The sequence below is a fragment of the Streptomyces europaeiscabiei genome (assembly GCF_036346855.1).
Lineage (GTDB): Bacteria > Actinomycetota > Actinomycetes > Streptomycetales > Streptomycetaceae > Streptomyces > Streptomyces europaeiscabiei.
The window spans coordinates 1,555,931-1,569,465 of sequence record NZ_CP107841.1; the positions used below are offsets into that span (position 1 = coordinate 1,555,931).

Sequence of the window (13,535 nt, forward strand, 5' to 3'; positions counted from 1 at the left end):
TCCCGTACGCTTCCGGGTGGGGCGTGTCATCCTCGGCGAGGTCGGCACGCGTGGCGAGACAGGAGATCACCCATGGCACAGGCCACCGGCCCCTCTCGTTCGCAGCCCGCCACGCTCGGCGACGTCGCCCGGCTGGCGGGCGTCTCGATCGCCACGGCGTCCAAGGCGCTCAACGGCCGCAGCCAGGTCCGGGCGGAGACCAGACAGCGGGTCGTCGAGGCCGCCGAGCGACTGTCGTTCCGCCCCAACCAGGTGGCGCGTGGTCTGCTCGCCGGACGCACCGGGACCGTCGGCCTGCTCACCAGCGACCTGGAGGGCAGATTCGGCATACCGATCCTGATGGGCGCGGAGGACGCGTTCGGCGCGGGCGAGGTCGCGGTCTTCCTGTGCGACGCGCGCGGCGACGCGATCCGCGAACAGCACCATCTGCGCGCCCTGTTGGGCCGTCGCGTCGACGGCCTCATCGTGGTCGGCAGCCGCACCGACCCCCGGCCCTCCCTGGGCCGAGAGCTACCCGTCCCGGTCGTCTACGCCTACGCCCCCTCCGACGATCCGGAGGACTTCTCCGTCGTCCCGGACAGCGTCGGCGCCGGCCGGATCGCCGTGGAGCACCTCCTCGCCTGCGGCCGCACGCGGATCGCCCACATCACCGGCGATCCCGGCTATCTCGCCGCGCAGGACCGGGCCGCGGGGGCGCGGGCCGCGCTCGATGACGCCGGCCTCGCCCTGATCGGCGAACCGCGGTTCGGGGCCTGGTCGGAGGGCTGGGGACGTGCCGCCACCGCCATGCTCCTGGACCGCCACCCCGACGTCGACGCGGTCCTGTGCGGCAGCGACCAGATCGCCCGGGGCGTCATGGAGGTCCTGCGCGAGCGCGGCCACCGCGTCCCCGACGACATCGCCGTCATGGGCTTCGACAACTGGCAGATCATGACCGCCGGTTCCCGACCGCCCCTGACCAGCGTCGACATGAACCTCGAACAGGTCGGACGGGTGGCCGCCCACGCCCTCTTCACCGCGATCGCCGGCACCCCGAGCGCCGGGATCGACACCCTCCCCTGCAGGGTGGTGATCAGGGGGTCGACGGCACCGCTGTCCTGACGGGCACGCCCCCGGCGGTACGGCCGTGTCCGGGCAGGACAGCGCCCCAGCGGGAGTCGTCCGGGCAACCGCGCCGACGGGACTCGTCCGGATAACCGCGCCGGCTCCCCCGCGCGCGTGAACCAGTCGACGAGCAGAGCCAGTTCGTCCCCCGAGTACCAGCCGAAGCGCTCGGCGAGGCGGGCGTGGAACGGGCCGTGGACGGCGGCGACCCGCTCGCGGCATCCGGGACCGCGACCGCTCCGCTCGCGGCGGTCACGTGGACCGCGTCGGCTGCCGCCCGGCCGGCCGCCGCCGCACCCCGCCCCCACGCGCGGCCGTACCCGGGCCCGCCACCAGCCCCGAAGGCACCGGCACCGGGTCGACCGCCACGGTCCCGGCCGGCGACTCGCACTCCTGATCCGGCACTGCGACAGTAAACGCTTACCGCCCTCTGAGGCCCTGGTTCACGGAAGCGCGGCCCGCGAACCCCCTCCCATGCAGTAACGTCGAACCGTGACGGTCAATGAAAACGGTCGCCGGAGCAGCCCCGAACCCAGCGGGAGCAGGCGTCGACGGAGCAACACCTCGGGCGGCGAGCGGCCCAGCACGATTCGGGATGTCGCCGCACAGGCCGGGGTGTCCGTAGCAACCGTTTCCCGCACACTCGCCGGCAACTACCCGGTGTCCACGGAGACCAGGGCCCGGGTCATGGCGGCGGTCGAGTCACTGCACTACGTGGTGAACGTGCACGCGAAGGCGCTCTCCGGCCGGGTCGCGGGCCCCGTCGCCCTGGTCATCAAGGACATCACCGGCCCGTCCCTCGCCCATGTCGCGGCGGGGGTGGAGCAGGCGGCCGCCGACCGGGGCCGGCTGAGCCTGGTGTGTGCCACGCACGACGACTCGGCGCGCGAGGACGACCTGGTCCAGCTCATGCGCGAGCAGCACGCGGCCGCGGTCCTCCTCGTCGGCGGAGCCCATCAGGACGAGGCGTACCGGCGGCGGATGGCCGGGTACGCGACGGCACTGGACGCGGTCGGCTCCCGGCTGGTGCTGGTGGGCCGCCCGCCGCTGCACGGCGATCTGCCGGTGACGGTGGTGCAGTACGACAACCGGGGCGGAGCCTTCCAGGCCACCGACCATCTGCTGACCGCCGGGCACCGGCGCGTCCTCTTCCTGGGCGGGGTCCCCGGGCTCAGCACCGCCGACCAGCGCCGGGACGGCTTCCTGCACGCCCTGCGCGCGCACGGGGTGGCGCCCTCCGAGGAGTTGGAGCTGCCCGGCCCGTACACCCGCGTCTCGGGCTATCAGCGCACCCGGGAGGCGTTGGCGGCCGGGCTGGGGTTCACGGCGGTCTTCGCGGGCACCGACGTGGTCGCCACCGGGGCGCTGGCCGCGCTGCGCGAGGCCGGTCTCGACGTCCCGGGCGATGTCTCCCTGGTCGGCTTCGACGACGTCCCGTTCGCAGCCGACCTCTCCCCCGCGTTGACCACGGTGCGGGTGCCGTACGAGGATCTGGGGCGCACGGCGGTCCGGCTGGCACTGGAGCGCGAGGAAGGCCTCGGGGGCGACGACCACGTGGTGCTGGGCACGCAGTTGGTGATCCGCCAGTCGGTTCGCGCGCTTTCCTGAACGTACACGCCGGTCGGCGAGGGCGGAGAGTTCGGGACAACCCCCGTATTTTCACAAGAATTTGACGAGGCGTCCTCCCGCCGTAGGGCCATGGGTGGCATCAGGTCAACCGTCCCGGACTATTGACTCGGATCACCACAGTAGCGATTCTCGTCACATCGCTTGTGCCAGCCATGACAATCGGGCTATGGCGTCGTGGGTGTTCACCGCGTCCCGGAACGGTCTGGCCGATCGACCGTGCATCCCCCCGACCGAGGACGTGAGTGATGACCAGGACTCCACGCGCCCATCGCAGACGCAGACCCCTCATGGTGCTGGCGCTGTTCCTCACCACGATGGGCATGCTGCTCAGCCCGTCGTCCAGTTCGGCCGCCACCGGCGACTGGTGGCTGCCCACCTCCCGGCCCTCGCCCGACTCCCAGATCAACGTGACGGGCGAGCCGTTCAAGGGGACGAACTCGGCGGGCGACGTGCGCGGTTTCGTCGACGCGCACAACCACCTGTTCTCCAACGAGGCGTTCGGCGGCCGGCTCATCTGCGGCAAGGTGTTCTCGTCGTCCGGCATAGCCGACGCGCTGAAGGACTGTCCCGAGCACTACCCGGACGGCAGCCTCGCGCTGTTCGACTACATCACCCACGGCGGCGACGGCAAGCACGACCCGGTCGGCTACCCGACGTTCAAGGACTGGCCGGCGTACGACTCGATGACGCACCAGGCCAACTACTACGCCTGGATCGAGCGCGCCTGGCGCGGCGGCCAGCGGGTGCTGGTCAACGACCTGGTCACCAACGGCATGATCTGCTCGATCTACCCGTTCAAGGACCGCAGCTGCGACGAGATGACCTCGATCCGGCTGCAGGCGAAGCTGACGTACGACCTGCAGGACTACATCGACGCGCAGTACGGCGGCACCGGCAAGGGCTGGTTCCGGATCGTCACCGACAGCGCGCAGGCCCGCTCCGTGATCGCGCAGGGCAAGCTCGCCGTGGTGCTGGGCGTGGAGACGTCCGAGCCGTTCGGCTGCAAGCAGATCCTCGACATCCCGCAGTGCAGCAAGGCGGACATCGACAAGGGCCTCGACGAGCTGTACGGCCTGGGTGTGCGCAGCATGTTCCTGTGCCACAAGTTCGACAACGCGCTGTGCGGTGTCCGCTTCGACGAGCACGGTCTCGGTACGGCCATCAACGTCGGCCAGTTCCTGTCGACGGGCACCTTCTGGCAGACGGAGAAGTGCAAGGGCCCGCAGAAGGACAACCCGATCGGCGATGCGGCCACGGAGGCCGAGGAGGACCTGCCGGCGGGCACCGAGGTGCCGGAGTACGACGAGAACGCGCAGTGCAACGTCCGGGGGCTCACCGATCTCGGTGAGTACGCCGTGCAGGGCATGATGAAGCGCAAGATGATGCTCGAGATCGACCACATGAGCGTCAAGGCCACCGGCCAGGCCCTGGACATGTTCGAGGCCGCGTCCTACCCGGGCGTCCTGTCCTCGCACAGCTGGATGGACCTGAACTGGACCGAGCGGGTCTACTCCCTCGGCGGTTTCGTCGCCCAGTACATGCACGGCTCCGAGGAGTTCAGCGAGGAGGCCGAGCGCACCGACGCGCTGCGGACCAAGTACAACGTGGGCTACGGCTACGGCACCGACTTCAACGGCATCGGCGACCACCCCGCCCCGCGCGGCGCGAGCACCTCCAACCCGGTGACGTACCCCTTCAAGAGCGTCGACGGCGGCTCCACCATCGCCAAGCAGACCACCGGTACGCGCACCTTCGACTACAACACCGACGGTGCCGCCCATGTCGGGATGATCCCGGACTGGATCGAGGACATCCGGCTCGTCGGCGGCCAGGGCGTCGTGGACGACCTCTTCAAGGGCGCCGAGTCCTACCTCGACACCTGGGGCTCCTCCGAGGGCCACCAGGCCGGGGTGAACCTCGCCAAGGGCAGGACGGCGACGGCCAGCGCGTCCGAGTCGAACCCCGTCACCAGCTACCAGCCCGGCCGGGCCGTGGACGGCGACAGCGGCACCCGCTGGGCGAGCGACTGGAGCGACTCCCAGTGGTGGAAGGTGGACCTGGGCACCTCGCACACGATCAGGAAGGTCACCCTCGACTGGGAGCGGGCCTACGGCAAGGCGTACCAGATCGACGTCTCCACCGACGGCTCGACCTGGAAGACCGTCTGGTCCACGACCTCGGGTGACGGCGGTCTGGACACGGCCACGTTCTCCGGCGTGACGGCCAGATATGTTCGGATGCTGGGGACCGACCGCGGTACGGACTGGGGTTACTCCCTCTACGAGGTGGGCGTCTACAGCAGCTGACCGCGCACGACGGGGGAAAGGGATCCGCATGGCACGCTTGCCGTCGGCCGAGCGACGCAGACAACTCACGGAGGCTGCGATCCGCGCGATGACCCGGGACGGCGTCCCCAGGACGACGACCCGGTCCATCGCGGCCGAGGCGGGCGTGTCACTGAGCGTCTTCCACTACTGCTTCGAGTCGAAGCAGGAGCTGCTCGAATCCGTCATCACCACCATCACCGGGCACTACGTGACCCTGGTGCGGGACGCGATCCGGCCCCGGGAGACGCTCAGGGAGACCGTCCGGGCCGGATTCCAGGCGTACTGGGACCATGTGTCCGCCCATCCGGGCGAGCACATGCTCACCTACGAGCTGACCCAGTACGCCCTGCGCGAGCCCGGGTTCGAGCATCTGGCGCGGCGGCAGTACGAGATGTACTGCGACACCTACGCCGATCTGATCGCGCAGCTGCGGGTGTCCATGGGGTTCGAACTGACGGTGCCCGTCCCCGTGCTGGCCCGCTACCTGGCCGCCATGACGGACGGCCTCACCCTGAACTTCCTGGTCCTCGGCGACGACACGACCTGGACGGACATCCTCGACACCATCACCGACCACGTCGCCGGCCTGGTGCGCGAGGAGGTCCGTCCCTAGGCCGTTTCTGACGGCTCTCGAGCCGTTGGTGAGCGGTTGCGGACGTGTCCGGTGAGGCGGCCGGCGCCTCACGAGTCATCTCACGCGGCGCCGACCCGGCCGGAGGATCTCCGGCCAAGAGCCATCAGAAGCGCCCTGGACGCTCCGGCGGCAGCCGCGTCGGCCTCGACTCCTCCGACGCCCGGCCCTCAGCGGGCCGAGGCCGCGATCAGCTGGTCCAGGAGGGCGATCAGCACGTCGCGGCACGAGGTGCGTTCGCGGGCGTCGAACAGGAGCACCGGGGTGTTCTCGGGGAGGGCCAGCGACTCGCGGATCACGTCGGGCTCGTAGGGGTGCTCGCCGTGGAAGCCGTTGACGCCGATGACGAAGGGGATCCTGCGGCGTTCGAAGAAGTCGATGGCGGCGAAGCTGGAGTCGGGTCGGCGCACGTCGACGAGGACGACGGCGCCGAGGGCGCCGATCGCGAGGTCGTTCCACATGAACCAGAACCGCTGCTGTCCGGGCGTGCCGAACAGATAGAGCACGAGGTCCTGGCCGATGCTGATCCGGCCGAAGTCGAGGGCCACCGTGGTGGCGTGCTTCTCGGGGATGCCGTCGAGGTCGTCGACGCCGAGACCGGCGGTGGTGAGGGGTTCCTCGGTACGCAGCGGGACGATCTCGCTGACCGATCCGACCATGGTCGTCTTTCCGACGCCGAATCCGCCGGCGATGAGTATCTTCACCGTGTCGGGAGCCGAAATCCCCTGGGGGGTGGGGTCAGAGCCGGCCAAGACCGTCCCTCACTTTCTTCAGCAGGTCCAGGTCGGGTGCGCGGGAGATCAGCCGTGGCTGGCGCACGCTGATCCGGCCCGCTTCCAGCAGGTCGCAGAGCATGATGGCGACCACGCTGACCGGGAGGTCGAGCTTGCTCGCCAGCTCCGCCACCACGATCGGCCTCGCGCACAGCTTGAGGATCCGGGCGTGCTCCGGCTGCGGCCGGGTGCCCCCGGCCGGCTGCGGGTCCACGGCCGTCACCATGGTGATGAGGGTGAAGTCGCCACGGGCGGGCCGGGTCCGGCCGCCCGTCAGGGTGAACGGGCGAACCAGCCGGCCCGCCGCGTCGCCTCCGTTCACCTCACTCGCCGCTGTCGGCCGCGACGGCACCGGCGGCGCGGGGGGCGGCGCTGAGGTGCTCGCCGATCTTCTTCACCAGCATGTTCATCTGGTAGGCCACGACGCCGACGTCCGCGCCCTGCCGGGTGAGCACGGCGAGGTTGGCGCCGGGTCCGGCGTTGGTGAGGATCAGGAAGGCGTTGCCCATCTCGATGAGCAACTGGCGTACGGGACCGCCGCGGAAGTCCATGCTGACGCCCTTGCTGAGGCTCATCAGACCGGACGCGGTGGCCGCCAGCCGCTCGGCGTCGTCGCGCAGGAACGCGGTGGATTTACTGACGACCAGTCCGTCCTCGGAGAGCACGACGGCGTGGTCGACCTCGGCGACCCGGTCCACCAGTCCGGTGAGCAGCTGGTCGAGCTGACTGTGCGTGGCGGGGATGGGGCGTGTCATCTGTGTGTCCTTCAAAGAGCGGTCTGCGTGGGGAGTCGATGGGACGTCAGGTTCCGGAGGCGGGGATCCGGTCTCCTGGGTCTTGGGACGCGGATGCCTCCCCTGATGCGTACTCGGGTTCCTCGTCGTCGTCACGTGCCTGGAGGGTTCCGCGCTGGAAGCCGGCCAGCGAGGAGGCAGCACGCTCGGCCGTGAAGTCGTCGGCGTCGCCGTCGGGGCAGGGTCCGGCCTCCTCCTTCAGCTCGGCGGCGAGGCTGGTCTGCGGGACCCGGCGGGGCAACGGCATCAGGCCGCCCTTCTTACCGGCCTGCGACTTCCGCGCGGCGGCCGGCCGTGTCCCGTTCGCGTCCTTGACAGGTTCGGCGGCTCTCCCGTTCGCGGCGGGCCTCTCCTGCGGCACACGGTCCGGTTCCTCCCGTACGGGTTCGGGCTCCGGGTGCGGGTCCGCCGCGGCGACCCGGGCGGCCACGAGCGAGGTGCGTACGGGCGGTTCGGCCGCGTCGCCGGCGTCCTCGTCGGGGGCGGGGGCCTCGCGGACCACGATCTCGTCCGGGATCAGCACGATCGCGGTGGTGCCGCCGTACGGCGAGGCGCGCAGGGTCACGGTGATGCCGTGCCGGGTGGCGAGCCGGGCGATGACGAACATGCCGAGCCGGAGGTCGTCGGCGAGCGCGACCACGTCGAACTGCGGGGGCACCGCCAGCTGGGCGTTGAACGCGGTGTAGTCCTCCTCGGACATGCCGAGCCCCCGGTCCTCCACTTCGAGGGCGAGCCCCTTGGCGACGATCGCGGCGCGGACGCTGACCGGGCTGGGGGCGGGCGAGTACGTGGTCGCGTTGTCGATGAGCTCGGCGAGGAGGTGGATCACGTCGGCCACGGCGGGCGGGGCGATCCACACCTCGTCGTCGGCGTGCACCTCGACCCGCTGGTACTGGGCGACCTCGCCGACGGCGCTGCGCAGGATGTCGATCAGCGCGACCGGTTCGGTCCAGCTGCGGCCGGGCCGCTCGCCGCTGATGATGACCAGGTTCTCCTCGTAGCGGCGCAGCTGGCTCGCGGTGGAGTCCAGCTCGTACAGGCCCTTGAGGATCTCCGGGTCCTGGTGCTGGCGCTCCAGGCTGTCGAGCTTGGTGAGCTGGAGGTTGACGAGGTTCTGGCTCTGCCGGGCGATACCGAGGATGACGCGCTGGAAGCCGCGCCGGGTGTCGGCGAGTTCCACGGCGGTGTGCACGGCGGTGCGCTGGGCGGCGTTGAACGCCTTGGCGACCTGGCCGAGTTCGTCGGTGCCGTAGTCGAGCGGGGCCGCGGCGGCGTCCACGTCGACCTTCTCGCCCCGGTCGAGGCGGGCGACGATGTCGGGCAGCCGCTCCTCGGCGAGGCTGAGGGTGGCCGTGCGGAGGCCGGTGAGCCGGCGGGACAGGGAGCGGGTGATGCGCCAGGACATCACGACGCACAGCAGCAGCGCGGCGAGACCGCCGGCGCTCAGCGAGCCGGCCGTGATCAGCAGACTGCGCGCCTCCTCGCTGCTGCGGTCCAGCAGGCCCGTGGTCTGCTCACGGATCAACTGCTCGTACTGGGTGGACAGCTTCGTCATCGCGGCGTCCCAGCGCGCCTGGGCCTGCGGCAGCTTGATCCTGCGGGACTCGCCGGTGCCCGTCGAGTGGGCCGAGAGGACCTGGTCCTCCACGGCCTGCAGCGTCTGCCAGTCCTCGCCCTGGACGATCCGCTCGATCTTGGTCTTCACCTCGCCCTCCACCGTGTGGATGAGCTGGTCGTCGACGAGCCAGCGCCGGGCGTTGACCACCTGGGCGAAGCGGTTGCGACTCGGCTCGTCGAGCTCTCCCGAGGGCCAGTTGAGAGTGAGGATCGCATCGCCCTGGGAGACCAGCTCAGCGGCCTGTTCGAGGGTGATGAGCGGGCCGGCCTGCGAGGTGAGGTCGCCGTCATCGACCTGGGAGAGCGCCTGGAAGGCGTGGATCTGGCCGTCGATGATCTCGGTGTACTGGTCGAGGATCTGTTCGGGGGTGATGTCGGTGGGGCTGTCCACCTGGCCCCGGTAGTACTCCAGGCTGCCGGAGCCGGCCATCACCGAGTACAGCCGCTCACCTATGCGGTCGGGGGCCTCCTCGATGGCACCCGCGTGTGCGGCGAGCTTCGCGACCGCCTTGTCGGTCTCCTGGCGCTGCTGTTCCAGGATGTCCATGGAGCTGCCGGGGGCGGCCATGTAGGCGGCCGACAGGGCGCGTTCGCGCTGCAGGGCGAGGGTCGCCTCGGTTCCCATGGCGCCGGTGGACTTGCTCAGTCCGGTCTGCGTCCGCAGCCGCAGTCCCTCCGAGAACATCTGGGTCGTCGTCACACCCCAACTCACGGCCAGCGTGACGCTGGGGATCAGAGCCAGGAGGATCAGCGAGAGACGTATGGAGCCGAGACGGCGCCGGGCGCCGGTCCGTGGGGGCATCGTCGTCCTTGGGGCGGTTGGCGGGGAGCGGAACGGATCTGGGGGTGGGCGACAAGGGTCCGGGATCGGTGGGTGGACACCTGTCAGTAGGGCGCACAGGGGATGCGCAGGATGTTATCCGCACAAGTGAGTGCACGTCGCAGGGGTGGTCCGAAGTTTGGGGTCGCCGTTACACGACCGTTCCGGATGCTTGGGTTCCGTAGCGCGGTCATGCCCGAACGGAAGGTTCCGTTTGTCCGGGCGCGGCGGCCCCGAGACCGCCGACGGCCGGAGGTCCGGCCGGGGTCCGGGCGCCTCACGTCAACGGGTCCCGTTCGCCGCGAACTCGGCGATTCCGGCGATGTTCTTCCTCGTCACGAACGCGGGACCGGTGAGCACGGGTTCGACTCCTCCACCGCTGATGTTGCCGTTGGTCCTGTAGAGCCACAGCGCGTCGACCGCGAGGTAGCCCTGCAGGTACGGCTGTTGGTCCACCGCGAACTGGACGTCGCCGCTCTTCACGGCCTTGACCAGGTCCTTGTTGAGGTCGAAGGTGGCGACCTGGGCCTTGCTGTCCGCTTCGTCCACGGAGTCCACGGCTGCGAGCGCGAACTGCGCCCCGAGCGTGACGACCTCGTCGATGGTCGGGTCCTGGCGGAGCTTCGCGGCGATCGAGCCGGTCACCGCGTCCATGTCGGTGCCGTCCACGTAGAGGTTGTCGGTCTGGCCGCCGAAGGCCTTACGCACGCCGGCACAGCGGGCCTCGACGGCGACGTTGCCCCGCTCGTGGATGACGCACAGGGCGTGCTTGGCGGCGCGGGCGTCGAGTTCGTTGCCGAGCGCCCGGCCGGCGACACTCTCGTCCTGTCCGAAGAAGCCCAGCAGACCCTGTGACTGCCAGGCGTCGATGCCGGAGTTGAGGCCAACCACGGGTATGCCCGCCGCGCGGGCCTCGGCGACCGCGCCCCGCATCGCCTGCGGCTTGGCGAGGGTCACCGCGATGCCGTCGACCTTGTCGGCGATCGCGTCCCGCACCAGCTTCGCCTGCCCCGCGGCGTCGGGGTCGCTGACGAAGGTCAGGTCGATGCCGTCCTTCGCGGCCGCGACCTCCGCGCCCTTGCGGACCAGGTCCCAGAAGGCGTCCCCCTCGGCGCTGTGCGTGATCAGCGCGACCTTCATCTCCCCACCCGAGGTGCCCGACCCGTCCCTGTCCGAATCGGCCTCCGACCCGCCGAACACCGAGCAGCCGGCGACGGTGAGGCAGACGGCGGCGGCGAGCGCCGCCGAACGGAAGGCTGTGAAGATCCTGTGGGACGCGGACGGTGGGTTCATGGGGGCGCGGCACCTCGCTGTGCGACCGGGTGGGAGGTCTGGGAGAGCGAGGTCGCCGTCATCACCGCGATGACGTGCGGCGACTGGCTGACTTTCGCTGGGCGGAGCCAATCGCGTGTGACGCCCGGTAGTCAAGTGAACAACGGAATCGATGTGTTGCTGTGACGGCCCGGTCCTGACCTGCACGCACGTGTCAACGACCGCCTCGGGCCCGGACCCGGGGACATGGACCGTTCCAGTCCGCGCCCGGGGGTCCGTTCTCGGCCATCCCCGGCCCCTGCCCGAGCTTCCGCTCTCCTGGCCGAAATTCATACCGAAAGGCGGCAACCTCTTCACATCCGGCGGCGACTGCTCGGCTGACGACCATCCCCCCGCACGGAACGGAAGCGACTCGTGAGCGAGAACCACGGCAAGGCCCGCCACCGCAGAAGGAAGACCGCTCTCGTGGCCGGTGTCCCCCTGACCCTGGCCGCCGCCGGGACCCTGGCCTACGGCACGGTCTTCGGCGTGTTCGGTGAGGGCGCCCAGCCCCGGGCCGCGGCGGCCGCCCTCACCTGGGCCACCGAGGCCGCCGACGGCTTCGCCTCGGTGAACGCGCTCGGCCAGAACGGGACCTACGGGGGCCGGGACGGAAAGACGGTCACCGTGAAGACCCTGGCCGACCTGGAGAAGTACGCGACCGCCGCCGAGCCCTACGTCATCGTCGTGGCCGCGACGATCAACATGAACCCGGTGGGCAAGGAGATCAAGGTCGCCTCCGACAAGACGATCGTCGGCTCCGGCACCTCGGGCCACATCGTGGGCGGCGGCTTCTTCCTCGGCTCCGGCGTCCACAACGTCATCATCCGCAACCTGACGATCCGTGACGCCTACCAGGGGACCTGGAACGACAAGGACCACGACTTCGACGCCGTCCAGATGGACGGCGCCCACCACGTCTGGATCGACCACAACGACCTGCGGCACATGGCGGACGGCCTCATCGACAGCCGCAAGGACACCACCTACGTCACGGTGTCCTGGAACAAGCTGAGCCAGAACAACAAGACCTTCGGCATCGGCTGGACCACCAACACCACCGCCGACCTGACGATCCACCACAACTGGTTCCGCGAGACCGAGCAGCGCAACCCCTCCACCGACAACGTGGCCCACGCGCACCTGTACAACAACTTCCTGGAGGACGTGTCCGGCACGGACATCACCTCGTCGTACGGCAACTACGCGCGCGGCAACACGAAGATGGTCCTGGAGAACAGCTACTTCCAGGGCATGCGGAACCCGGTCACCAAGGACTCCACGGCCGCCCTGGTCCAGCGCGGCAACGTCTTCTCCGGCACCTCCGGCCGCAACGAGAGCGGCGGCACGGCCTTCGACCCGAAGTCGTACTACAGCTACACCCTCGACAAGACGGCCGACGTGCCCGCCCTGCTCAAGGCCAAGGCGGGGCCGCGCAGCTCGATCGGCACGACGGCCGGCACCAAGGCCGCCGCGGCCACCACGCTCACCGTCGCCAAGGACGGCAGCGGCCAGTACACGAGCGTACAGAAGGCCGTCGACGCCGTGCCCGCGAACAACGCCTCACGGGTCGTCATCTCGGTCAAGCCGGGCGTCTACCGTGAGGTCGTCAAGGTCCCCGCCAACAAGCCGCACGTCACCATCCAGGGCGCGGGCGGCAGCCGCAAGGACACCACGATCGTGTACGGCAACGCGGCCGGGATGCAGAAGCCGGGCGGCTCGGGCACCTACGGCACCCCGGGCAGCGCCACCATGTCCATCCAGTCGGACGACTCCCAGGTCCGCAACCTGACCGTCACCAACGACTTCGACGAGGCCGCGAACCAGTCCCTCAACGGGCACCAGGCGGTCGCGCTGCTGACCCAGGCCGACCGGATCGTCCTCGACGGGGTCATCGTCAACGGCGATCAGGACACCCTGGAGATGGAGACCGCCGCCAAGGACAGGCTCGGCCGGGTCTATGTCACCAACTCCTACATCACGGGCAACGTGGACTTCATCTTCGGCCGGGCCACGGCGGTCGTCGACAAGTCGGTCATCACCCTGAAGAAGCGCTGGAACGGTACCTCCGCCGGGTACATCGTCGCGCCCAGCACGGCCGCGAACCACAAGGGCATCCTGATCAACCAGTCCACCGTCAACGGTGACGTGACCGCCGGCAGCTTCTTCCTCGGCCGCAACTGGCACCCCGGCGGCGACACCACCGTCGACCCGCAGGCCACGGTCCGCAACTCCACCCTCAGCGCCGCTGTCAAGTCCACGCCCTGGTCCGACATGGGCGGCTTCTCCTGGAAGGAAGACCGCTTCGCCGAGTACGCGAACAAGGGTGCGGGGGCGGGCAGCGCGAGCGTCAACCGCCCGATGCTGACGGACGCGCAGGCCGCCGGCCAGGAGGTCTCGGACTGGCTGGGCGGCTGGACGCCCGGCGTCTGACAGCACCGCGCACCACGGGAAAGCACGACGGACGCACCGCCCCGGTTTTTTGTTATCGCCGCCGGGGCCGGTGCGTCTCCTGTTCGTGGCTCCCCG

At 70.1% G+C, this 13,535-nt stretch carries 10 protein-coding genes; 5 read left to right on the top strand and 5 right to left on the bottom strand.

The features are described from left to right. Positions 1–72: 72 nt before the first annotated feature. From OG858_RS06460 to OG858_RS06475, 4 genes are all read left to right on the top strand, one after another. Positions 73–1,101: a LacI family DNA-binding transcriptional regulator gene (locus OG858_RS06460; RefSeq protein ID WP_319068506.1), complete on the top strand. Its 1,029-nt coding sequence runs from the start codon at positions 73–75 to the stop codon at positions 1,099–1,101. A 495-nt stretch (positions 1,102–1,596) separates the two neighbouring features. Then, positions 1,597–2,712 carry a LacI family DNA-binding transcriptional regulator gene (locus tag OG858_RS06465; RefSeq protein ID WP_328545054.1) on the top strand — a complete coding sequence of 372 codons (1,116 nt, stop codon included), beginning with the start codon at positions 1,597–1,599 and terminating at the stop codon, positions 2,710–2,712. A 266-nt stretch (positions 2,713–2,978) separates the two neighbouring features. Beyond that, entirely contained in the window at positions 2,979–5,039 is a 2,061-nt protein-coding gene (locus OG858_RS06470; protein WP_319068509.1) for a galactose-binding domain-containing protein, read from the top strand. Positions 5,040–5,067: 28 nt separating this feature from the next. Further along, positions 5,068–5,673 carry a TetR/AcrR family transcriptional regulator gene (locus OG858_RS06475; protein ID WP_086747789.1) on the top strand — a complete coding sequence of 202 codons (606 nt, stop codon included), beginning with the start codon at positions 5,068–5,070 and terminating at the stop codon, positions 5,671–5,673. 188 nt (positions 5,674–5,861) lie between these two features. On the opposite strand, the gene OG858_RS06480 is transcribed toward OG858_RS06475, so the two are convergent. From OG858_RS06480 to OG858_RS06500, 5 genes are all read right to left on the bottom strand, one after another. Next, positions 5,862–6,443 carry a GTP-binding protein gene (locus OG858_RS06480; protein ID WP_037704980.1) on the bottom strand — a complete coding sequence of 194 codons (582 nt, stop codon included), beginning with the start codon at positions 6,441–6,443 and terminating at the stop codon, positions 5,862–5,864. Next, entirely contained in the window at positions 6,430–6,786 is a 357-nt protein-coding gene (locus OG858_RS06485; RefSeq protein WP_086747790.1) for a DUF742 domain-containing protein, read from the bottom strand. The genes OG858_RS06480 and OG858_RS06485 overlap by 14 nt, the downstream gene beginning before the upstream one ends. Before the next feature lies 1 nt (position 6,787). Beyond that, a complete protein-coding gene (locus OG858_RS06490) occupies positions 6,788–7,219 on the bottom strand; it encodes a roadblock/LC7 domain-containing protein (RefSeq protein WP_086747791.1) in 432 nt (143 codons plus the stop codon). 46 nt (positions 7,220–7,265) lie between these two features. Beyond that, positions 7,266–9,677 (bottom strand): sensor histidine kinase, encoded by a 2,412-nt coding sequence (locus OG858_RS06495; protein WP_086747792.1) that lies wholly within the window; start codon positions 9,675–9,677, stop codon positions 7,266–7,268. 300 nt (positions 9,678–9,977) lie between these two features. After that, entirely contained in the window at positions 9,978–10,988 is a 1,011-nt protein-coding gene (locus OG858_RS06500) for a substrate-binding domain-containing protein (protein ID WP_086747793.1), read from the bottom strand. Between the two features lie 393 nt (positions 10,989–11,381). Between OG858_RS06500 and OG858_RS06505 the strand changes: the two genes are divergently transcribed. Then, entirely contained in the window at positions 11,382–13,439 is a 2,058-nt protein-coding gene (locus OG858_RS06505; protein WP_327723469.1) for a pectinesterase family protein, read from the top strand. Positions 13,440–13,535 lie beyond the last annotated feature (96 nt).